The organism is Ruegeria sp. P10 (assembly GCF_056534925.1).
Genome location: NZ_JBQERJ010000001.1, coordinates 188,221 through 210,154, shown reverse-complemented (window position 1 = coordinate 210,154; position 21,934 = coordinate 188,221). Strand labels below are relative to the sequence as shown.

Annotated in this window: 23 protein-coding genes; 7 read left to right on the top strand and 16 right to left on the bottom strand. The window is 57.6% G+C overall.

Annotated features, from left to right (window positions below; translation table 11 throughout):
- Nucleotides 1-34: 34 nt before the first annotated feature.
- The 4 genes from ACR0FB_RS01035 to gluQRS all read left to right on the top strand — a co-directional run bounded on the left by ACR0FB_RS01035 (nt 35) and on the right by gluQRS (nt 3,944).
- Nucleotides 35-820, top strand: a complete 786-nt coding sequence (locus tag ACR0FB_RS01035; RefSeq protein WP_480619364.1) for an enoyl-CoA hydratase — start codon at nt 35-37, stop codon at nt 818-820.
- A gap of 253 nt (nt 821-1,073) precedes the next feature.
- Nucleotides 1,074-2,414: a methylenetetrahydrofolate--tRNA-(uracil(54)-C(5))-methyltransferase (FADH(2)-oxidizing) TrmFO gene (trmFO, locus tag ACR0FB_RS01030; RefSeq protein WP_480619362.1), complete on the top strand. Its 1,341-nt coding sequence runs from the start codon at nt 1,074-1,076 to the stop codon at nt 2,412-2,414.
- Between the two features lie 37 nt (nt 2,415-2,451).
- A complete protein-coding gene (locus ACR0FB_RS01025; protein WP_480619360.1) occupies nt 2,452-3,066 on the top strand; it encodes a class I SAM-dependent DNA methyltransferase in 615 nt (204 codons plus the stop codon).
- Nucleotides 3,063-3,944 (top strand): tRNA glutamyl-Q(34) synthetase GluQRS, encoded by an 882-nt coding sequence (gene gluQRS / locus ACR0FB_RS01020; protein WP_171723306.1) that lies wholly within the window; start codon nt 3,063-3,065, stop codon nt 3,942-3,944. Before ACR0FB_RS01025 ends, gluQRS begins: the two co-directional genes overlap by 4 nt.
- 10 nt (nt 3,945-3,954) lie before the next feature.
- On the opposite strand, the gene hisI is transcribed toward gluQRS, so the two are convergent.
- Nucleotides 3,955-4,344, bottom strand: coding sequence for a phosphoribosyl-AMP cyclohydrolase (gene hisI / locus ACR0FB_RS01015; RefSeq protein WP_480619358.1), 390 nt, complete (start codon nt 4,342-4,344; stop codon nt 3,955-3,957).
- A gap of 48 nt (nt 4,345-4,392) precedes the next feature.
- Between hisI and ACR0FB_RS01010 the strand changes: the two genes are divergently transcribed.
- Together ACR0FB_RS01010 and ACR0FB_RS01005 are read left to right on the top strand one after the other, a co-directional pair.
- The gene (locus ACR0FB_RS01010; protein ID WP_171723307.1) at nt 4,393-4,845 is read left to right on the top strand and encodes an iron-sulfur cluster assembly scaffold protein; all 453 of its coding nucleotides are present in this window, start codon (nt 4,393-4,395) and stop codon (nt 4,843-4,845) included.
- Between the two features lie 59 nt (nt 4,846-4,904).
- On the top strand, nt 4,905-5,543 hold the full coding sequence (locus ACR0FB_RS01005) for a MarC family protein (RefSeq protein WP_171632566.1): 639 nt from the start codon (nt 4,905-4,907) through the stop codon (nt 5,541-5,543).
- Nucleotides 5,544-5,726: 183 nt separating this feature from the next.
- Here the strand turns inward: ACR0FB_RS01005 and ACR0FB_RS01000 are convergent, their stop codons facing one another.
- From ACR0FB_RS01000 to sciP, 5 genes are all read right to left on the bottom strand, one after another.
- Nucleotides 5,727-5,849: a hypothetical protein gene (locus tag ACR0FB_RS01000; protein ID WP_480619356.1), complete on the bottom strand. Its 123-nt coding sequence runs from the start codon at nt 5,847-5,849 to the stop codon at nt 5,727-5,729.
- Nucleotides 5,850-5,961: 112 nt separating this feature from the next.
- Entirely contained in the window at nt 5,962-8,052 is a 2,091-nt protein-coding gene (recG, locus tag ACR0FB_RS00995) for an ATP-dependent DNA helicase RecG (RefSeq protein WP_480619354.1), read from the bottom strand.
- A complete protein-coding gene (ligA, locus tag ACR0FB_RS00990; protein WP_480619352.1) occupies nt 8,049-10,301 on the bottom strand; it encodes an NAD-dependent DNA ligase LigA in 2,253 nt (750 codons plus the stop codon). Before ligA ends, recG begins: the two co-directional genes overlap by 4 nt.
- 123 nt (nt 10,302-10,424) lie before the next feature.
- On the bottom strand, nt 10,425-11,141 hold the full coding sequence (ctrA, locus tag ACR0FB_RS00985) for a response regulator transcription factor CtrA (protein ID WP_152457936.1): 717 nt from the start codon (nt 11,139-11,141) through the stop codon (nt 10,425-10,427).
- Nucleotides 11,142-11,227: 86 nt separating this feature from the next.
- Nucleotides 11,228-11,521, bottom strand: coding sequence for a CtrA inhibitor SciP (gene sciP / locus ACR0FB_RS00980; protein WP_171632574.1), 294 nt, complete (start codon nt 11,519-11,521; stop codon nt 11,228-11,230).
- Nucleotides 11,522-11,649: 128 nt separating this feature from the next.
- Here sciP and mnmA point away from each other — a divergent pair, with 128 nt between their 5' ends.
- On the top strand, nt 11,650-12,795 hold the full coding sequence (gene mnmA, locus ACR0FB_RS00975; protein WP_171632577.1) for a tRNA 2-thiouridine(34) synthase MnmA: 1,146 nt from the start codon (nt 11,650-11,652) through the stop codon (nt 12,793-12,795).
- Here mnmA and ACR0FB_RS00970 read toward each other — a convergent pair.
- The 10 genes from ACR0FB_RS00970 to rseP form a co-directional block, all read right to left on the bottom strand.
- The gene (locus ACR0FB_RS00970; protein ID WP_480487513.1) at nt 12,792-13,337 is read right to left on the bottom strand and encodes a carboxymuconolactone decarboxylase family protein; all 546 of its coding nucleotides are present in this window, start codon (nt 13,335-13,337) and stop codon (nt 12,792-12,794) included. The genes mnmA and ACR0FB_RS00970 overlap by 4 nt on opposite strands.
- A 100-nt stretch (nt 13,338-13,437) precedes the next feature.
- The gene (locus tag ACR0FB_RS00965) at nt 13,438-14,013 is read right to left on the bottom strand and encodes a hypothetical protein (RefSeq protein WP_210092338.1); all 576 of its coding nucleotides are present in this window, start codon (nt 14,011-14,013) and stop codon (nt 13,438-13,440) included.
- The gene (lpxB, locus tag ACR0FB_RS00960) at nt 14,006-15,172 is read right to left on the bottom strand and encodes a lipid-A-disaccharide synthase (protein WP_480619349.1); all 1,167 of its coding nucleotides are present in this window, start codon (nt 15,170-15,172) and stop codon (nt 14,006-14,008) included. Before lpxB ends, ACR0FB_RS00965 begins: the two co-directional genes overlap by 8 nt.
- On the bottom strand, nt 15,172-15,966 hold the full coding sequence (locus ACR0FB_RS00955; RefSeq protein ID WP_480487509.1) for an LpxI family protein: 795 nt from the start codon (nt 15,964-15,966) through the stop codon (nt 15,172-15,174). The genes lpxB and ACR0FB_RS00955 overlap by 1 nt, the downstream gene beginning before the upstream one ends.
- Nucleotides 15,967-15,970: 4 nt before the next feature.
- Nucleotides 15,971-16,756, bottom strand: coding sequence for an acyl-ACP--UDP-N-acetylglucosamine O-acyltransferase (gene lpxA / locus ACR0FB_RS00950; protein ID WP_171168239.1), 786 nt, complete (start codon nt 16,754-16,756; stop codon nt 15,971-15,973).
- The gene (fabZ, locus tag ACR0FB_RS00945; RefSeq protein WP_152457928.1) at nt 16,753-17,226 is read right to left on the bottom strand and encodes a 3-hydroxyacyl-ACP dehydratase FabZ; all 474 of its coding nucleotides are present in this window, start codon (nt 17,224-17,226) and stop codon (nt 16,753-16,755) included. Before fabZ ends, lpxA begins: the two co-directional genes overlap by 4 nt.
- A 73-nt stretch (nt 17,227-17,299) precedes the next feature.
- A complete protein-coding gene (locus tag ACR0FB_RS00940) occupies nt 17,300-17,821 on the bottom strand; it encodes an OmpH/Skp family outer membrane protein (protein ID WP_171632589.1) in 522 nt (173 codons plus the stop codon).
- Nucleotides 17,822-17,884: 63 nt separating this feature from the next.
- Nucleotides 17,885-20,245, bottom strand: a complete 2,361-nt coding sequence (gene bamA, locus ACR0FB_RS00935; protein WP_480619347.1) for an outer membrane protein assembly factor BamA — start codon at nt 20,243-20,245, stop codon at nt 17,885-17,887.
- 127 nt (nt 20,246-20,372) lie between these two features.
- Complete coding sequence (locus ACR0FB_RS00930) at nt 20,373-20,501, bottom strand: hypothetical protein (RefSeq protein WP_480619345.1); 129 nt, start codon at nt 20,499-20,501, stop codon at nt 20,373-20,375.
- A gap of 78 nt (nt 20,502-20,579) precedes the next feature.
- Nucleotides 20,580-21,932, bottom strand: a complete 1,353-nt coding sequence (rseP, locus tag ACR0FB_RS00925) for an RIP metalloprotease RseP (protein WP_171632595.1) — start codon at nt 21,930-21,932, stop codon at nt 20,580-20,582.
- Between the last annotated feature and the right edge of the window lie 2 nt (nt 21,933-21,934).

The following is a 21,934-nucleotide window of genomic DNA, read 5'->3' as shown; positions in this document are numbered from 1 at the left end:
CTAGAGTTGGCCCAACTTGGGAATGGAGGGCAAGATGGCAATTCTGGAACGTTACGACACGGGCGCGGTGGCACGGCTGACACTGAACGCCCCGGACCGGCTGAACGCATTAAGTGATGAGATGCTGGCTGCACTGCAAGCCGAACTTGATACACTGCGCGACGACAGCTCGATCCGGGCCGTGGTCCTGAAAGGGGCAGGAAAGGCGTTTTGCGCCGGGCACGACCTGAAGCAGATGACGGCCGGACGCCAATCCGAAGATGGTGGCAAGGCCTACTTTCAAGATCTCTTTTCCCGTTGCGCCCGGATGATGATGTCGATCCAGTCCCTGCCGCAACCCGTTATCGCGCAAGTCCATGGCATTGCGACCGCCGCCGGATGTCAACTGGTTGCAACCTGCGATATGGCGGTGGCCGCAGAAGGAACGCGGTTTGGCGTCAACGGGGTCAATATCGGCCTGTTCTGTTCCACGCCGATGGTTGCTCTCAGCCGCAACATCCCCAGAAAGCAGGCATTTGAAATGCTGACCACCGGCGAATTCATTTCAGCAGAGCGCGCCGCCGAATTGGGGCTGGTAAATCGCGTCGTTCCTGAAGCGCTGCTGGAACAAGAAGCCAACGGGCTTGCGGAACTGGTCGCATCCAAGCTTGGCATGGCCGTGAAGATCGGCAAGGAAGCGTTCTATCAACAGCTGCAAATGCCTTTGGATCAGGCTTATGCCTATACCGGAGACGCAATGGCGCAGAATATGTTGTACCGCGATACAGAAGAAGGCATTTCCGCCTTTATTGAAAAGCGCCCCCCGAATTGGACCCAATGACGCAATTGTTTTGAACATTTTTTGCCACTGTCTTCATTTTTGCACTTTTCAAAAGGGCAACTCTGTGGCAAAGCTGGGTCGAGGCCAAGGCCTCAAGACACTTTTGGGTCGCCGTGGGCGGAAGGTCCCTCCAGCTGGTCTCTCTCACCAGCGCTGACATTCCCGCAGCGGCGACCCCAAGACCCCTCCAGCAAATCAGTCAGATACAATACGGCAGTTGCGCCTGTGTGTGCGGTGCCCTATGTGGCTGCACATGACACAAGTTTTGCATATCGTCGGCGGTGGAATGGCAGGGTCCGAAGCGGCCTGGCAAGCCGCTGAAATGGGCGTTGACGTGATCATTCATGAAATGCGCCCCACCGTTGGCACCTTCGCACATCAGACAGGAAACCTGGCGGAAATGGTGTGTTCAAACTCGTTCCGATCGGATGATGATGAACAGAATGCCGTCGGTCTGCTGCACTGGGAAATGCGAGCAGCCAATGGGCTGATCATGACAACCGCCGACGCACACAGGCTTCCTGCCGGCGGGGCTCTGGCCGTGGATCGCGACCCGTTTGCCGAAACGGTCACCGCAAAACTCCGCGCCCACCCACGCGTGAGCATCACCGATCAGGAAGTCACCTCGCTGCCTGATGACGGCCATTGGATATTTGCGACCGGCCCGTTGACCTCACCCGCATTGGGGGAAGCCATCCGGGCGGAAACGGGATCGGACGCGCTGGCCTTCTTCGATGCAATCGCGCCCATTGTCTATGCCGACAGCATCGACATGAGCAGAGCGTGGATGCAATCCCGATATGACAAAGGCGAAACCGAGGAAGAACGCACGGCTTACCTGAACTGCCCGATGGGCCGTGATCAGTACGAGGCTTTCATCGACGCCCTTCTGGCAGCGGAAAAAACCGAGTTTCACGAAGGTGAGACCGCAGGCTATTTTGATGGCTGCCTTCCCATTGAAGTCATGGCCGAACGCGGGCGTGAGACACTGCGCCATGGTCCGATGAAGCCTGTTGGGCTGACAAACCCTCATGCGCCTGACGTCAAACCCCATGCCGTGGTTCAGTTACGGCGCGATAACGCGTTGGGCACATTGTTCAACATCGTGGGGTTTCAGACCAAGATGAAATACAGCGCCCAGACCGACGTGTTCCGCATGATCCCCGGCCTGGAAAACGCCAGCTTTGCCCGGCTGGGCGGCATCCACCGCAACACGTTCATCAACTCTCCTACCCTGCTCGATGCACAGATGCGCTTGAAATCCAAGCCCAACATCCGCTTTGCCGGGCAGATTACGGGTGTCGAAGGCTATGTTGAAAGCGCCGCGATGGGATTGCTTGCCGGTCGCATGGCCGCCTCGGAAATACAGGGGCGTGACTTGCCCGAAGTGCCCAAAGACAGTGCAATGGGTGCGTTGATCCATCACATTACCGGCGGGGCCGAAGCCAAGACGTTTCAGCCGATGAACGTAAACTTTGGCCTGTTCCGCCCCGTGGACGGCCTGAAAGGCGGGCGGCGCGGCCGGAAAGACCGGTACAAGGCCTATACCGATCGTGCCAAGACAGAATGGCAAACCTGGTTGGATCAATGCTGACTGGACGCGCGGCGTGATCTCGGCCTAGCATGACGGGATGAGCGACAAGTTCCTGGACAACACCTACAAACTCGACACGCCTGAAGACACTGAAACGCATTATCAGAACTGGGCCGCGACCTACGAAAAAGAGGTCGCGGAACAAGGATATGCAACCCCGGGACGGGTGGCCGCGGCTTTGTGGCAATTCCACCCTCACCCCCAAACGCCGATTCTGGACTTCGGCTGCGGAACGGGGCTTTCCGGTCTCGCCATGCGGGCGGCGGGATTTGAGGTCATCGATGGTATCGACCCCACCCCCAAAATGCTGGAAGAGGCAGCGGCCAAGAGTGTTTACAGAACCCTGACCGGGTTTGACATCACCAAACCGGCTCCGCTCAGGCGCGGTGCGTATTCGGTGATCACCGCCATCGGTGTCATCGGTCAGGGCGCGGCCCCGCCCGAGACATTCGACCAGTTGATGCACGCCTTGCCCAAAGGTGGGTTGCTGGCGTATTCCCTGAACGACCATGCGCTGTCAGATCACAAATTCACCTGCCGACTGACGGATTGGGTCGACATGGGTGCCGCACGTTTGCTATTTCGTGAACACGGGCCGCACTTACCCGGCATCAACCTTAACTCTGACGTGTATGTATTAGAAAAAGCGTGACTTTCGTAACGCGTTTCGCGCCATCCCCGACTGGCCCGCTTCACCTTGGGCACGCGTATTCTGCGATGATCGCCAGCGACATGGCCAGATCCGAACACGGTCGGTTCTTGCTTCGCATCGAAGATATCGATCGGTCCCGCTCGCGTCCGCATTGGGAGGATCAGATCTATGATGATCTCAATTGGTTGGGGCTGACATGGCCGGAACCGGTGCTGCGTCAATCAGATCGGCTGAGTATCTATGATCGCGCGTTGGAGCGGTTGTGGATGAAGGGTCTTCTGTATCCCTGCCTGTGCAATCGCAAAGATATTTCCGCCGCCGCAAGCGCCCCGCAGGAAGGCGCGCCATTGCTTGGTCCTGACGGAATTATCTATCCCGGAACGTGTCGAAAAATTAACCAGGGCATAGACTTAAGTCAAAACCCTCACCCAAGGGACAAAGTTTTGCGACTGGATATTGCCAAGGCCTGTCAAACAATCCACGATCCGGCCAGACTCCAATTCTTGGAACTGGGCTCCGGCCCAGGTGGCGAAACAGGAACAATTTCTTTTACCCCGGATGAGATGGAAACCAGTGTCGGCGATATCGTTCTGGCTCGCCGCGACATGGGCACGTCCTACCATTTGTCCGTCGTTCTTGACGACGCGGCCCAGGGGATCACCCATGTGGTCCGAGGTCAGGATCTGTTCGAAGCCACCCGCATCCATGTGCTGCTTCAGGTGCTGTTGGATTTGCCGACGCCTGCGTATTACCACCACGATCTGATCCGCGACAATGCCGGCAAACGACTGGCGAAACGTGACGATGCGCGTGCCATCGCGAAATTCCGGGCCGATGGTGCCAGCCCGGCAGACATCCGGCAAATAGTGGGGCTTTGATCTGTCTCGGTTACGCCATCGGGGCCATCAGTTCGGTCTCGGCCCCGTCCCGCACCGCAGTATAAAAGCACGTCCGGCGGTTGGTGTGACAGGCAGCACCGGTTTGACGCACCAGAACCAACAGGCAATCGCGGTCACAGTCGATGCGGAAATCCACCAGTTCCTGCACATGGCCCGAGGTTTCACCCTTGATCCAGAAAGACTGACGCGAGCGCGACCAATAGGTCACCCTGCCCGTTTCCAGTGTCTTTTCAACGGCCTGTGCGTTCATCCATGCCATCATCAGAACTTCGCCCGACACCTCATCCTGCGCAATTGCCGGAATCAGTCCCGCCTGGTTATATTTCAGAGTCGATGGATCAAACGCGACGGGGTGAGACATGACAAAAACCTTTTGCATCCGTTGGGCTGGCCACTATGTATGAGGAACACACGACGAGGGAAAGCCATGAGCGGCGAGAACGACCTGATCAAGCTGTATTCCGGACGCATTCTGGCGTTGGCGGCGGACATCCCGCATCTGGATCGGCTGGAAAACCCGGATGCAACGGTCAAGAAACGCTCGCCTCTTTGCGGCTCTACCGTGACGGTTGATCTGAAGGTTCAGGATGGACGTGTCAGCGCCTTCGGGCAGGACGTCAAAGCCTGCGCGCTGGGACAGGCCTCTGCTTCGGTGGTTGGCGACGCGATCATTGGTGCCACGCGCGCGCAGGTCGAAGCAGCGCGCGATCAGCTTGCGGCCATGTTAAAAAAGGATGGCCCCGCCCCGGATGCGCCGTTTGACGGTCTTGAGGTCTTGATGCCGGCGCGGGACTACAAGAACCGCCACGCTTCAATCCTGCTGGTGCTGGATGCCGCCGTCGAAGCCATGGCGCAGGCCGAGCAGGCAGATTGCGCCTGATCATAGCTATTTGATGTAAACCCGTTTACCTTCCGCTTAAATTTAAGGAGGGATGGGTTTTGGAAAATCTACTCGAGCATTTTGTCACTCTTTGGGTCGTGATTGACCCGATTGGAACTATTCCCGTTTTTATTGCCGTCACTGCGGGGCTAGAGGCCGCCGCCCGTCGCAAAACAGCGCTGTTGGCGTCATTGATAAGCGCCGGTGTCCTTTTGTTCTTTCTCGTGTTTGGGCAATTGCTGATCGAGGCGCTGGATATAGGACTGAATTCATTTCAGGTCGCAGGCGGCATCATCCTGTTTCTGTTCGCTCTGACTATGATCTTTGGTGAAAGCAAACAAGACATAGAACAGCGTCAGGCCGAAGAGGATCAGGAAGATAAGTATCACAAGCAGAATCCCGCGATATTTCCTCTTGCTGTTCCATCTCTGGCCTCGCCCGGCGCGATGCTTGCAGTGGTGATCCTGACGGACAACCATCGATACAGTGCAGCCGATCAGGGGATTACCGCATTGGTCATGCTGTCGGTTTTGGTAGTCGCCTTTGTTCTCATGCTTCTGGCCGAACCGATCATCCGCCTGATTGGCCATTCAGGAGCAGCGATCATCAGCCGTATCATGGGGATGATCCTGGCCTCGGTCGCGGTCAATTCGGTTCTGTCCGCATTGCTTGAGATTTTCAAAACCGGCCAGTTGTAAAAAAACCGCCGCACCTTCCGGGCGAAAGGGCGGCGGCAGGCATTGCGTGTCTCGCGTGGGGTCCGGATTACCGCACGGGGCCGAGGCAAGGCCCCTCAAGGGGTTTGGGACAGGCAGGTCACCCTTGACTGAAATGGGGATGACAGCGCGGTTTTTTCGGCACGAGATCGCAGGCAGAAAGGTTCAGAAGCCAACCGGCAGGTGCAAGGCGACCATCAGGATCACGACCAGAGACATCACGCCCACGGCATCCTGCAGGATCGTCGATTGCGAGCGGTTGAATACGGTCTTGATCTGGGTCAGCATAGGGTCACCTCCGGTCAGAGCTTTAATCCTTTGTTGACCTTTTGTTCTCATATTTACCCGAGTCGGTAAAGAACTTTTTGAGAACATTTGTGAACTTTCTGGAACTTTTTGCCTAACCCACTGAAATCAAACGGATCGCCTGATCCTGCTTCATCAGCCACAAAAGTACGCGCGCCGCGCGCCCCCGGTCCGAGGTCAGCTTGGAATCCGCATTCAGCAATGCCCGGGCATCGGATTGGGCCACGGCCATCAATCCGGCCTGACGCTCCAGATCCGCAATGCGGAACTTTGGCAGACCGGACTGCGCAGTTCCGATCAGATCCCCGGCACCGCGCATCTCAAGATCGGTTTCCGAGATACGGAACCCGTCTTCGGTTTCACGCAGAACCTCCAGCCTTTTGCGCCCCCCTTCGCTGAGCGGCGGCTGATACAGAAGCAAACACGTCGATTCCGCATCACCCCGGCCCACGCGGCCGCGCAATTGATGCAGTTGGGCCAGACCAAAGATTTCGGCCCGTTCGATGACCATGATCGTGGCATTGGGCACATTGACCCCCACTTCAATGACGGTCGTGGCCACAAGAACCTTGGAGTCCCCGTTCTGGAATGCGGACATTGCCGCGTCTTTTTCCGATGGCGGCATTTGCCCGTGAACCAGCCCGACCACACCTTCGCCCAATATGGCACGCAAGCGTTTGAACCGTTCTTCAGCTGCCGTCAGGTCTGAAACTTCTGATTCATCGACCAAGGGGCAGACCCAATAACATTGCCGCCCCTCATCAATCGCCCGACGCAGATGCGACACGACCTCGTCCATGCGCTGCGTACTGACAATCGCTGTCTTGATCGGTTTGCGCCCCGGCGGTTTTTCGTCCAGCACCGACACATCCATATCGCCATATTGCGCCAGTGCCAGACTGCGTGGAATCGGGGTGGCGGTCATCACCAATACATCCGAGCCCTGCCCTTTTTCTGACAACTCCATCCTCTGGCGCACGCCAAACCGGTGCTGTTCATCAACTATGGCCAAGCGTAGCGCTTTGAATTCCACATCACTCTGAAACACGGCATGGGTGCCGACCAGAATTTGGATATTGCCATTTTTCAAAGCCTCAAGCTTGGCGCGCCGCTCTGCGCCCTTGTCACGCCCGGTGAGCAGCTCCAGCACCACTCCGGCCTCTTCCGCCAACGGGCGCAACCCTTCCAGGTGCTGGCGGGCGAGTATCTCGGTCGGGGCCATCATCACACCCTGCCCTTTGGCCTCGACTGCAATCAGAAGGGCCATGAAGGCCACCAATGTCTTGCCGGCCCCCACGTCACCCTGCAACAATCGGTTCATGCGGGAATCAGATGCCATATCGACCGCGATTTCCTCGATTGCGCGGCTTTGAGCGCTGGTCGGACGATAAGGAAGACTGGCCAACACCCTGGATTGCAACGCGCCTGTCCCTACGCTGACGACACCACGGGATTTCCGCTCTCGCTGACGCGCCAGAGCAAGCGTCATCTGATGCGCGAACAGCTCGTCATAGGCCAGACGCTGACGCGCGGGCGCAAATGGTGAGACATCATCAGCCCCCTGAGGATTGTGGCCGGCACGAATTGCCGAAATCCAATCCGGCCAGTTTTGCTGTGCCATCTGCGCCGGGTCGATCCATTCCGCCAGCTCTGGCGCCCGCGCCAATGCGCTGCGGGTAGCCTTGAAAGCCGTCTTTTGAGTCAGCCCCTGATTCAGATGGTATACCGGTTCGAATTCCGGAATTTCACTGGATTGCTCGACCGGCAACATATGATCCGGATGCACCATCTGAGCCATACCATCGAACAGCTCTAGCTTGCCCGAGATCACGCGGCGTGCGCCCTGAGGCAGCACTTTCTTCAGATAGTCCCCGCGCGCGTGAAAGAAAACCAGCTGAAAATCGGCCTGGCTGTCTTCGACATGCACCCGATACGCGCCCCCCTTGTTTCGAGGCGGCCTGTGCGGGCCGACCGTTACTTCGACCGTCAACGTCGCAGGCAGATCGACACCCTGAATCGTCTCTCGTCGACGTCGGTCGACGACCGCGTAAGGCAGGCCGAACAGAACGTCGCGTGGGCTCTCAACGCCGGCCTGTTGCAGGACCTGAGCGGTCTTGGGGCCGACGCCATCGAGTGTTTCAAGCCCCGCAAACAGCGGGAACAGCTGTTCCGGCCTCCCGCTCATGCGCCTTCGATCAGCTGCAACCAGCCATCCTCATCCAGAGTTTCGATACCCAGCTCTGCGGCTTTCCTGGCTTTCGAACCCGCACCGGGCCCGGCGACCAGAATGTCGGTTTTCTTGCTGACGGAACCAGAAACCTTCGCACCCAACGCCTCGGCCCGTGCCTTTGCCTCGGCTCGAGTCATCTTTTCCAGAGTACCGGTGAACACAACCGTCTTGCCAGCCACCGGGCTGTCTGAGGCAGGCGCATCAGGTGCGACGATTGTCAGTTCCTTGCGCAACGTATCGAACGCGCGCCTCTCTTCCACGTTCGAAAACGCATCGGACAGGGACAGACCCAGCGTTGCGCCGATCCCGTCTATTCCGATCAATTCAGCCCAGGCGGCATTGGCATCGGGCGGAACACGCGCCGCGGTTATGGCCGCATCCCGCACTTCCTTGACACGTGCCCGACGACCTTCTGCCAGCGCGGCCGCCCGTTCGGCATCCTCGGCCTCATCCGCTTGCCGCTGAGCCAAAGCCGCAGGGCGGGCAGTGTCCAGGGCTTGCGTCATGGTCTCCCAATCGCGGTAAAACAGCGCCAGATCGCGCGCTCCGACCTCGCCGACATGTCGAATACCCAAAGCGAACAACAGGCGCGCAAACGGAATGGTCCGTTTTTCGTCGATCGCGGCAAACAGATTTCTGGCCGAGGTTTCTCCCCACCCATCCCGGTTTTTCAGCCGTGCCAGATTGGTCCTGTCACGCTGCTCCAGTGTAAAGATATCCGCCGGAGTCTTTATCGGAAGGATCGGATCATCATAGAACATCTCGATCTGTTTTGCACCAAGGCCTTCTATGTCAAACGCCTTGCGTGAGACGAAATGTTTCAGTTTTTCAACGGCCTGCGCGGGGCAAATCAAGCCACCGGTGCAGCGGCGGACCGCATCACCTTCTTCACGGATCGCCTCGCTTTGACATTCCGGACAGCGTGTCGGAAAGATAAACGGCTGCGAACCGGCCGGGCGCTTGGACAGATCAACATCTGACAGTTTCGGAATCACATCCCCGGCGCGGTATACCTGAACCCAGTCACCGACACGAATATCCTTGCCATCGCGGATCGTGCCGCCCTTGGCATCGCGTCCCGCGATATAGTCTTCGTTGTGCAATGTGGCGTTGGACACAACAACACCGCCCACCGTCACCGGATGCAACCGTGCAACCGGGCTAAGCGCGCCTGTACGACCGACCTGAATGTCGATCGCCTCCAGCCTCGTCCAGGCCAGTTCGGCCGGGAACTTGTGTGCGATCGCCCATCGCGGCGTGGTTGAGCGGAACCCCAAACGCGCCTGAAGCGACAGATCATTCACCTTGTAGACAACCCCGTCGATGTCATAGCCCAAGGTGGAACGTTGCGCCTCGATATCCTGGTAATGCTCCAGCATCTCTTGCGTCGTTTTGCACAGGCGGGTCAGGGGGTTCGTCGAAAATCCAAGTGATTTCAACCGCTCGACCGCCCCTATCTGCGAGTCGGACAATGGCTCTGAAACCTCTCCCCAGGCGTAAGCAAAGAAACGCAACGGGCGCGAGCGCGTGATTTCCGGATCCAGTTGCCGCAAAGACCCCGCCGCCGCGTTTCTTGGATTGGCAAAGGGTTTGCCGCCGCGCTCTGCCTGCCGCGCGTTCAACGCCTCGAAATCCGCGTGAGACATGTAAACCTCACCCCTGACTTCCAGAACCTCTGGCGCGTTTTTCAGGTGCTGCGGGATATCGGAAACCGTGCGGGCATTGGCCGTTACGCTTTCACCGATTTCGCCATCTCCGCGCGTGGCAGCCTGAACAAGCTGTCCGTTTTCATACCGCAATGACAGCGACAGGCCATCTATCTTGGGTTCGGCGGTGTAGGCCAGACTTTCACCAGCCCCAAGGCCCAGGTATTTCCGGATCGACCTGTCGAAATCGGCCACGTCGTCATCATCGAAAGCGTTGCCCAGCGACATCATGCGCACGGCGTGCGTGACTTTCGAAAAACCATCGGCAGGCTTTGCACCCACTTGATCCGTCGGGCTGTCGGTACGCTTGAGATGAGGGAAACGCGCTTCTATCTCGGCATTGCGCCGTTTGAGAGCGTCATAGTCGGCATCCGACATGTCAGGCGCATCAGCCGTGTGATACAGCGTGTTTGCCTTCGACAATAGTTCGGCCAGACGTGCAAGCTCGGCACGCGCCTCATCTTCCGTCAGCTCGGATATGGAAATTAAGTTGCTCATGGCCTCGCCCTGTCACGCGTACTTGGACCTCAGTGATAGGGCGAGGCCATGGCCAGGTCCAGACGTGCTGAGCCGTGAGTGCAAAGTGCCACCCTGGACCACCGGCGGCACTGGTGGTTCAATTCAAAGCCCGACTGCCATCCGTGTTTCGTCCAGCGTGTTGCTTTGCGGGTCTCGCAGCACATAGCCACGGCCCCAGACGGTTTCGATATAGTTCTCTCCACCGGTCGCATTGCTGAGCTTTTTGCGCAGTTTGCAGATGAACACATCGATAATTTTCAGCTCAGGTTCATCCATGCCGCCATACAGGTGGTTCAGAAACATTTCCTTGGTCAGAGTCGTCCCCTTGCGCAGGCTGAGCAACTCGAGCATCTGGTATTCCTTGCCGGTCAAATGAACCGTCTTGCCATCCACTTCCACGGTTTTTGCATCAAGGTTCACCGCAATTCGCCCTGTATGAATGATCGATTGCGAATGCCCTTTGGAACGGCGGATGATGGCATGTATGCGTGCCACCAGTTCTTCGCGATGGAAAGGCTTGGTCAGATAATCATCGGCGCCAAAGCCGAATCCCTTGATCTTGCTTTCGGTATCATCGGCACCGGACAAAATCAGAATCGGTGTTTCCACCCTGGCGATCCGCAACTGGCGCAGAACCTCATGCCCGTTCATGTCCGGCAGGTTCAAATCCAGCAAGATCAGGTCGTAATCATAGAGTTTTGCCAGATCGATTCCTTCTTCGCCAAGATCCGTCGCATAGACGTTCAGGTTCGCATGCGTCAGCATCAGTTCGATGCTTTTGGACGTGGTCGGATCATCCTCGACAAGAAGTATGCGCATTTTTCACTGCTCCAATTCGGGCCAATAATTCCAATTAAAATTAAACCTGACCAAGAATGGTTAATCTGACGTTACCGTTGAATCATTTATTCACGCTCTCCTTTAGGTTGTCGATACTTTTTTAACGCCGTCGCCTTCAACGCCTCAACGCCGTGTTCCGCGATCAAAGAAACCCAACCGTTGAATTCTTCGTCGCTCAGGCCGTATTTCTTTTTTGCGTCAGACAGGCTGATCAACCCGTAAAGCACGCCACGCACGACAAGAATCTTGCGTGACGCCACCCATCGCCTTGTGTTCGCGGGCGGCAAATCCGCATGCGTCAAAATGGATCCATCCGGCAGAGCAACAGACCTTGGCCCTTCAACTTTGTGCAAATACATCGCTTTACCCTTCTTGCTGCACCAAAGCTGCCCTCAGCCTACTTAAAGTCGCGTGAAACCGCCCCTTGAGAGTGTGTAGAATTTTCCTATATTCTGCCGGTCTTTCTTAACCCGGACTGGAATCTGCAATGGCCCTCGACACCGAGACCCCGCTGAACTCGCTTGGCTTTGCCAAACCACCCTCGGAAACGCGGGTCGTTGTGGCGATGTCGGGGGGCGTCGACAGTTCCGTTGTCGCGGCCTATCTGGCCGATCAGGGCTATGATGTGGTCGGTGTGACTTTGCAGCTTTATGACCACGGCGCGGCATTGGCCAAGAAAGGCGCCTGTTGCGCTGGAATTGATATTCATGATGCGCGACGCGTGGCGGAAGAGCGGGGATTTCCACATTACGTTCTGGATTACGAGAACATCTTCAAGGATGCCGTGATCGACGAGTTTGCCGACAGCTATCTGGCAGGCGCGACGCCGGTTCCCTGCATCCGCTGCAACGAGCGGGTGAAATTCAAGGACCTTCTGGAAACCGCCAAGGATCTCGAGGCAGACTGCATGGCCACCGGCCATTACATTCAGCGCAAGATGGGCGCCAACGGACCGGAACTGCACAGCGCCGAAGACGCCAATCGCGATCAGTCCTATTTCCTGTTCTCGACCACGCCAGAGCAATTGAACTTTCTGCGCTTCCCGCTGGGCCACTTGCCGTCGAAAGACGCAACCCGTGAGATGGCGGCGCAGTATGGGCTGTCGGTGGCGGACAAGCCCGACAGCCAGGATATCTGCTTCGTGCCCGACGGCAACTATGCCAGCGTCATCGAAAAACTGCGCCCCGGAGCCGCGGAACCCGGCGAGATCGTTCACGCCGATGGCCGCGTACTGGCGCAACACAACGGTGTGATTCACTATACGATCGGCCAACGTCGCGGTCTTGGCATCGGCGGCCTCAGCGAGCCGCTTTATGTCGTCAAACTGGACGTCGACAAAAAGCAGGTCGTTGTCGGCCCGAAAGAGATGCTGGCAACGCGAGTCGTTCCGGTGCGCGAGATCAATTGGCTGGGCGATGACCCCTTCTCGTCACGCGATGAATGGCATCTTTCCGTCAAAGTCCGCTCGACCCGCCCGCCGCGCGAGGCAATCATTCGGCCGCTGTCGGACACTACGGCCGAGGTCGAACTGCTGACCCCCGAGGAAGGCATCTCGCCAGGGCAGGCCTGCGTGTTTTACGCAAACGAAGGCAGCCGCGTGTTCGGCGGTGGCTGGATCTGGCGTGGGTATTAGGCTGAAACCGGCTCGACCTCGGGTTCGATCTGAATCTGCAATGCATCGTTGAACCGATTGAACGCACCGCACAAGGCGATGCGCCAGGTCAGCTCGACGATCTGAGCATCGGTGAACCATTCCCTCAGATCCGCCACTTCGGCATCCTTCATACGGCCCGACCGGATCGTCACGGCTTCGGCATAGCGCACGACCGCCTTGTCACAGGCATCCAGTTCCGGATGATCCTCGACGTCCGGCAGACGCGCCGCCCCTTCGGGGCTCAGCCCCGCGACGGTCAGCAGCGGTGTGTGATGCGAGACGCAATAATCGCAGGCATTCAGTTTTGAAACCGTCACCATCGCCAGCTCCAACGCACGGCGCGGCAAGTTCTCTTGCTCTCGCAGGGTTGTCAGCATACCCGTGACATGGTTCAGAACCGGAGGGCAATACGCTGCGACGCGGGCCCAGTTGTCAAACGGGCCATAGGCACCCAATGCAGCGTAGGACGCGCGCGCGTCGGCGGTCATTTCCTGATCCGACAAAGGGGGGATGCGGGTCATGTTGAAAACTCCTTTTCTGGGTCACGATACCTTGGACCTGCGCCCCAGCAACAGACCTTTGCAGGTCACATATGCGAGACAACGCGCTCTCTTTGCCGGGTCACACCATATCGGTGGGAGAGTTGAAGAGAATATAGAGCCCGACGCAGACCATGATATAGGGCGCAATCCGATCCAGCCGGGCAACGCGCGGACCAAGGCTTTTGGCGTGGGGCGCCCCCCATGCCGCAACAACAACCAGCAAGGCGGCCGCGCTGGCGGCACCGATCAACGCAACAACCCGATAGGACGGCGCAGAGTCCGCAAGCAGAGGGGTCATTACCGCAAAACTGTCTATCGAGAGGCTCAGGAAAAGCGTCACCACCGAAGTCACCGCCCCTTTTGACTCCGCACCTTCGGTGTCCGCGTCGCGAAACTGATGCCAGATTCCGCGCAAGCCAAACACCAGCGGGACAAGGCCAAGATAGCCGATCCAAAACGGAAGGCCACTCTGGTTCAGGCCCACGGCCACGGTCATGGCCAGGGAAAGTACGATCGTCTGAGCGACGGCAAAACCCACGATCGCGCGGCGCTGTTCCATCACCAGGATCAAGCCCAACAAGACAGCCAGATTGTCCAGATTGGTAGAGATCATCGCGATCCCCGCAGAGACTGCAAACAGCGCGTGATCAAGCATTGCGTGACTGCATTCTGTTCAAAACCGCCCGCGCTGCGCGCAAGCCGGGTGCTTCGCCCCCACGCCCCAACCTGTCCATGGTCAGGTTCATGGCATGCTGTTGCGCATCGGGTGCGTCGGCGACCTTTCGCAAGGCTTCGGCGATTTTCTGAGGCTGACAATCATCCAGCAGGCATTCCGGCACGGCGCGTGTTTCCGAAACCAGATTGACCAGTGTAACGGTGTCCAGCTTGACCATCCGTTCCGCCATTTTCTGCGTCAGCCAGTTCAGCTTGTACGCAATGACCATCGGCGTATTCTGCGCTGCAAGTTCCAGCGAAACCGTTCCCGAAGCAGCAAGGGCAAGATCTGCGGCGCCAAAGGCCGCTCGTTTGTCGGCCATGGCTTGTTCCGCACCCACCTGGCGGGGATCCAGCACCACGGGCGCGCCAGGCCATTCTGGTACCAGTTCATTTATCAGATCTGTTGTCGCACCTACGGTCGGGATCACCACGCGGTAATTCGGGTGGTCATCGAAAAACAACCGCAACGCGCCGCCGAAAGACTCTGCCAGACGTTCAATCTCACCCCGCCGCGACCCGGGCAAGGCCAGCAGGATCGGCGCATTACCCAGATCAAAGCGGTGGCGAAAGGCGGCGATCTCATCTGGTGTGGCAGTCGGTTCGCCAACCACAGGATGGCCGACAAAGTCGCATTCCATCCCTGCCCGCTCCATGTACGGAGGTTCAAAAGGAAGAAGAGCCAGCACATGGTCGATGACCTTTGCCATCTTGTCTGCACGCCCGGGGCGCCAGGCCCAGACGCTAGGGGCAACATAATGCACGGTTCGGATGTTGCTGTTGGCTTTTACGATTTTGGCGACGCGCAAGCTGAAATCCGGGCTGTCTATGGTGATTAGAACATCCGGTTTCGTGTCCAGCACCGCCTGTGCCGTCTCGGATATCCGCCGTTTCAGGTGAAAAAACTTCGGCAGCACTTCGACAAGCCCCATGACAGACAGCTCGGACATCGGGAACCGGCTGCGCAGGCCCTGCGCTTGCATCAGCTGGCCTCCCACACCGTCGAATTCAATCTCGGGCACCAGGGTTTTCAACCCCTCCATCAGCGCGCCGCCCAACCGGTCGCCCGAAGGTTCACCGGCGACCAGAAAGACACGCATCAGACTGCCCGCTCGCGGATATAGAGAAACAGACCCAGACGGTTGCATTCAGCGATGACGCGTTCTTTTTCCAGAACGAGCACACCGCCTTTTTCCAAAACGATCCCGGACAAACCTGCCGCAACCGTGTCGGTAACAGTTTCCGGCCCGATGGCGGGCAAATCGGCGCGCCGATCCTGATCGGGTTTGGGGCCTTTGAACAGAATGCCCCCGCCAGCGTCGGGGCGTTGGGTCAGGGATTGCAGCATCCACGCGGTGCCGAACACCCCCTCGATGGCCAGCGCCTGCCCTTTGGACACGGCACAGGCCTGCCCGGTATCCGCCGCCCCCATTGCCCGAAGAATCCCGGCGGCGCGGTCAGCGTCGGCCATGTCGGCATCCGAGGGCTGGGCCTCGGTCAGACATCCCACAGGCGGCAACAAACCGGGCGCGATCTCATGCGCGGCCCTGAGGGTGAGACCGGCACCCTCAAGAATTCCGATCACCGCGCGCAAAGCTCCGTCATCCCCGGACAGGATGGCCTTTTGGATGATCGGAACCAATGGCAGCGTCGCGGCGTCGATGCGCGATGGGTCGATTGGCGGGCGCCGAACAGCGCCGGCCAGACAGATATCGGTCACGCCCCGCGCCTTCAGGTCAGCGATGAAACTGCCCAATTGTTCCAGAGGAAACACGACATCTGCACTCAGGCTGTCAGGCAGAAACCCCTCCATCGCGCAGATCAGAGGGCGTTCTGTCAACTGCGCAACAACTTCGGTCGGCAGCGCCCCGGTTCCCGCAATCAACGCAAGCATGACCCTATTTCCTCGGGGTCAGGAAGGATCGGTCACTGTGGCCGGTGACGAAATCCACGATCTGCTGCACATAGTCGCTTTCGTTGCCTTCACCGATCCGGCTGGCGCGATCCATAAAGGTGCCTTCGCCGTCGGACAATTCCTTGAATGCCGCGCGCAGCGCCGAGATATCTTCTCGCGATACACCCTTGCGCTTGAGACCGACGAGGTTCAGGCCATCCAGCTCACCCCGCGACGCCTGTACCAGGCCGTAAGGAATAACATCTTTCGGCACCATGGTCAGCGCGCCAATAATGGCCCCGCGTCCAACGCGCACCCATTGATGCAGCCCTGAAATGCCACCGACGATCACGTCGTCTTCGACGATGCAATGCCCCGCCGCGCCGGCATGGTTCACCATGATCACACGGTTGCCGATCTGAACGTCATGGGCCACGTGAACACCCGCCATCAACAGGCAGTCGTCACCGATCCGCGTGACCCCTCCGCCACCTTCGGTCCCGGTATTGATTGTTACATGCTCGCGAATGCGGTTGCGTTTGCCAATCTCAAGCCGGGTGTTTTCGCCACTGAATTTCAGATCCTGAGGGATCTCACCAATCACCGAGAAATTGAACACGACGGTATCGTCGCCGATCGAGGTGTCGCCCGTCACGACCACATGCGATTTCAACTCGACCCGATCGCCCAGTTTCACCTGTGGGCCCACGTGGCAGAAGGGACCGATGATACAATCCTGTCCAATCTGCGCACCGTCTTCAATAATTGCGCTGGGATGGACTCCGTTCATGTTGTCTTTTCCATATCCCAGTCGACATAAGCCGAGAATTCCGCCTCGGCGGCAACTTCGCCTTCGACAGTTGCACGGCCGCTGAATTTGAACAGCTTTCCGCCTTTTTTCCCACGCACTGTTTCCACATGCATTTCCAGCACATCACCGGGCACCACCTTGCGGCGGAATTTGCACTTGTCGATGCTCATGAAGTAAATCAACAGCTCGGTGTCGATGACGTCCATTCCCACACCCAGCATCACACCGGCGGTCTGCGCCATTGCCTCGACAATGGTTACACCCGGCATGATCGGCGTACCGGGGAAATGTCCCTGAAAATGCGGTTCGTTCATGGTGACATTCTTGATTCCGCGCGCCGACTGATAGCCCGAGATATCTACCACCTTATCGACCAGCAAAAACGGATAGCGGTGCGGCAGGATCCTCTGGATCAGCTGAATGTCTGCGCTTTTGGTTTCTGTGCTCATGATGCAGATATCCCGTTTTGGATGTTTCTTTTTTTGCGTGGTTAGCAATACAGCACTGCAAGGGCAAGCGAACCTATTCGCCCTGACCCTGTTGCAAATCGCTTCCATCACCAATCGCGGCGTTTATTCGGATGATTGCGGCTTCGGTGATGTCGGACGTGCTGACGACGACATTAGATCGCTCGATCATCACGCTGGCCCCAATTTCGCGCAACAGATCGACAAGCACCGGGCGCACAATCTCGGAAAAGGTCTGCTGGGCTTCTTCGCTGCGACGGGCCAGTACGTCCAGCTTTGCCCTTTGCCCCTCGCGATGGGACTGAACCTTGAGATCAAACGCCTCGGCCAGGGGGCGGAACTCGTCGGCCGACATGGTGGCGCGCTGCTCGGTAAGTTCCTTTTCTTCGCGGCTCAGTTCCGCGACAATCCGTTGGTTTTCTTCGGACAGTAAGGCGCTTTCCTTTTCAATTTCACGCAAAACGCGCTGTCCGAAAGCGGACTTGGCAAACAGCTCTTCACTGGACAGGGTGACCACACTGGCTTGAGGCACACCAAGCTGCTGAGCATTTGCCAAAGACGCCAGGACCATCGCCATAAATGCACACAGGGCCCAAAGCGGGCCCCGTGTTCTGCCAAGCAATCTGTTCAGCATCGCGGATCAGAACCGGGCCTGGATCGTAAAGTCAAAGTTCTGCTCCTTGTCGAAAGATTCTTTCTTGAGAGGCTGCGAAAAGTTGAACTGCAACGGCCCGAACGGAGTTTCCCAGAGCACCGAAATACCGATCACGTGCCGGATCGATCCGTTTGCACCGACAATGGTTGCACCTGCCGTATTGACGTTGTCGATGTTGTAGAGGTTGCCGACATCATAGAACAGGCCGCCACGCAGACCCAGCTCCTCGGGCAGACCCAGCGGGAAATCGGTTTCGAAACGGGCAACCCAGTAGTAGTTGCCCCCGATCGCGTCATCCTGACCGTTGGACAGGTCACGCGGTCCGATACCCGCAGGTTCGAAACCCCGAAAGGTATTGGGCCCCAGCACAAACCGGTCAACAGTACGGCTGAAATCGTTTCCGCGCCAGTGCAGCGCGCCCAGCTCCATCGTGGCCCGAAGCACCACCTCTTCGTTCCATACCCGGGTTTGCGCGATACCACGCGCCGTGGTCTTGAAGTACTTGTTGTCCCCGCCAAGTCCAGCGGCATCAACGCCAACCTCGAACAGAACGCCGGTATTGGGGTCCAGACCGCCGATACGGCTGTCATAAATGTAGGACAGTCCCAAAGAACTGGACGTCCGTTTGCCCTGCGCAATTTCAGAAGCAATCACCGCGCCGTTAACTTCGTTGTCCTGCTGCGTCATCTCGCTGCGGTCCCAGCCATAGCGGAGCCGCAGAGCCGACAATTCACCGATCGCATAGGTCAGCTGCGGTGCAAAGAAAAGACTGCTTGTGTCGTAACTTGCAAACCCGGAATTGGTGGCAGACAGCCCCAGACCAAGGTCAAAGCGCAGCTTGCGACCCAGAAGGTAAGGCTCTGTGAAGCTGAGCGTATATTGTTCCGAGTCCTGCGCGGTCGAGATCGACACACCAAGGTTCTGGCCACGACCCAGGAAGTTGGATTCGTTCAGGGCAACGGCAATCCCGAAGCCGTCCGTAACCGAATAGCTGCCTCCGAGGCTCAGCGAGCCGGTAGGTTGTTCTTCAACGTCTACATCCAGAATGACCTGGCTGGGCGACGATCCCTCGCGCGGCTCGACTTCCGCGACGGCGAAAAAGCCCAGGGCATTGATGCGCTCGGCGGCCTGACGGATTTCGCGGGGATTGAACGGGTCACCTTCGACGGTATCGAACTGACGGCGGATCACCCGGTCCAAGGTGGTTGTGTTACCTTCAATATCAATCCGCTCGACAAAGATCCGAGGACCTTTTGTCAGAACAAATTCGATATCCAAAGTCAGATCGCGGTCATTGCGTGTAACACGTGGTTCCACGCGAAGGAAATCCACACCTTGCTTCAGGCCCAGCCGTTCCTGTCGCGTAATCGAATTTTCAACCAGCGTCGGCGTATATGTCACGCCGGGCTTGATCTTCAGCGCGTCCTGATAAGGGGCCGGATCCACGCCCGGAATCTCACTGACGGTCGTGATCTTACCAAATGAGAATTTCTGGCCCTCGGTTACATTCATCACCAGGAAAAACGCATCCCGTTCACTGGTAAACTCGACATTGGCGCTGTTCACGCGGAAGTCGACATAGCCTCGTGACAGGTAGAAATCCCGGATGACCTGCTTGTCGAACTCGATACGATCGCCGATGAAGGTGTCGTTCCGGAAGAACGTCCGCAGGAAGGTTGCCTGCTTGGTTTCCAGAACGCGGCGCAAACGACGGTCCGAAAAGGCACGGTTGCCAACAAAACTGACACGTTCCACTTCAATGGTCGTGCCCTCTGCCACTTCAAAAACCAGATCAACTCGGTTGTCGCTACGGCGGATAATCCGAGGGATCACGGTCGCGGCAACTCGACCTTGGGCCGAATACACTTCAGCAATCATGTCGGCGTCAGACTCGGCCAACTGCGGGGTAAAGACGCGGCGCGGCTGAGATTCGATAACGTCCAGCAACACGTCGTCTTTGACACGGGCGTTACCCTCGATGCTGATCTGATTGATCGTTGGATATTCCTGAACCGTGATGACCAGCGTAGACCCCCGCGGCGTCAGCTCGACTGTTTCAAATACACCACTGTCAAGCAAACGCTGATAGGCATCATTGAGCTGGCCCGCAGTTACAGTCTGGCCAGGTTCGATTCCCGTTCGGGCGATGATCGTACCGGTTTCAATCCGGCGATTGCCCTCAACATCAAACAAATTGATCGTATAGTTTTGCGCCTGTGCTGCATGCGGAAAAGTCATTAAGCTTGCAGCAACAAAAAGGAAAAGAACCGCTAGCGCCTGCCACAAAATCTTGTTTGTTGGCATTTGCTGCCCGCAGGATGTGCCCGCCCCTCGCCTGTCAGTCATTTTATGCTCTACCCAGAATTTAAGACTTTAATGCTGAGTAACGGGATTGAATGAGCTTGTCAAAAGGCGAAATAGAAGCAGCCGCGAAGACTGCCATTCAAATTGACGACGTTAATTTCAGTAAGAATCACATGGCCGCCAGATAGGCGGCACCTGCCATAGCCGACGCCGTAACTGCAAAGCTCAGCAGAACATCCCAATTCAGCACGAACAGGAAGCTAAAGCTCTGATACGATTTTTTCAGCGTTTTGGTCATGGTTTTTCCCTCAGACGCAAAAATCATAACGTCAGAATGAGGCAATTTTGCGGCCCAATCTTGCGCCACGCGCCACAATTAGCAGAACAAATCGTTGCTCACTGAAAACAGCATGAGGGTGAGAATTAAGGTGATCCCTACACCCATGAGCACCCGCAAGGCCCCATCACTGGGTGGTTTCCCTGCAATGGCTTCATAGGCGTAGAACACAAGGTGCCCGCCATCCAATGCCGGGATCGGAAACAGGTTCAGCAATCCGACCGCCGTCGACAGAACCGCGATGAAGAAAATGAAGTTCTGCGCCCCCTGGCTGGCCATTGCCCCCGAGGTTTCGGCAATCCCGATCGGCCCCGAGATGTTACAGGTGCTGATTGCCCCCGTCACCATGTGCCACATACCAGACAGCGACCCTTCGATAATGCGGCCCGTCTGTCTGACACCGCCGGTCAGTGAATCCAGAATACCGGCCGGTTCAGTTGCTGGCTCCAGCATCATGCCCCCGATGATCCCAATCCGCCAATGGGTGACGAAACCGCCATCCGGCTGAGGTTCATCCGTGCGTCGGGGGGCCAATGCGAATTCCAGCTCGGACCCATCCCGCCAGACGTCCAACAGCAGAACCCGGCCGTCGGACCCTTCGACAAAATCCTTCAGCTGCTCGAAGGCAAAGATCGGCTCTCCGTTCACCGCCGTGATGACATCGCCTTGTTTCAGTTGAATATCCATCGCCGCGCTGCGTGGGGCCACTTGGCGGATCAGGGGTGGAAACATCCATGGTGCTTGTACATCCAGCGTTTCACCGTCCCGGATCACCGTGTAATCCAGAACCGGTTCCACAGGCAGCGCATCGATAAAGTCCTGCCAGGCCCCCTCTTCATCATAGTCAGGTGTCGGTGTGCCGGCGATTGCGGTGATCACATCACCTTCTCTCAGTTCCTGCACAGTGCCTGGCAAGGGTTGCAACGTTCCGACCGTCAGCGGCTCCTTCGATACGCCCTGTGACCAGAAAATCAGGCCAAACACCAGAATGGACATGACGAAGTTGAAGACAGGTCCGGCCGCGACCGTTGCGGCCCGTGCCCACAAAGGGGCACCATGCATGGTGCGGCGCAGCTCTTCCGGGCTTTGGGTAGCGATGCCTTCCATCGCCTTTTCATCCTTGCCCGATGCTGCATTGGCATCGCCCAGGAACTTTACGTACCCCCCAAACGGCAGCAACGCGATCTGCCATCTTGTCCCCCGTTTGTCGACACGGCTCCAGAGAACCGGGCCAAACCCGATCGAGAACACTTCGGCATGGATACCGGACCAACGCCCCACAATGTAGTGGCCGTATTCGTGCACCGCGACGATGACCGACAATGCGATGACAAACGCGACAATCGTCCAGAGAAGATTGCCAAATTGCGGGATTAGGGAAAGTACGTCCAAAA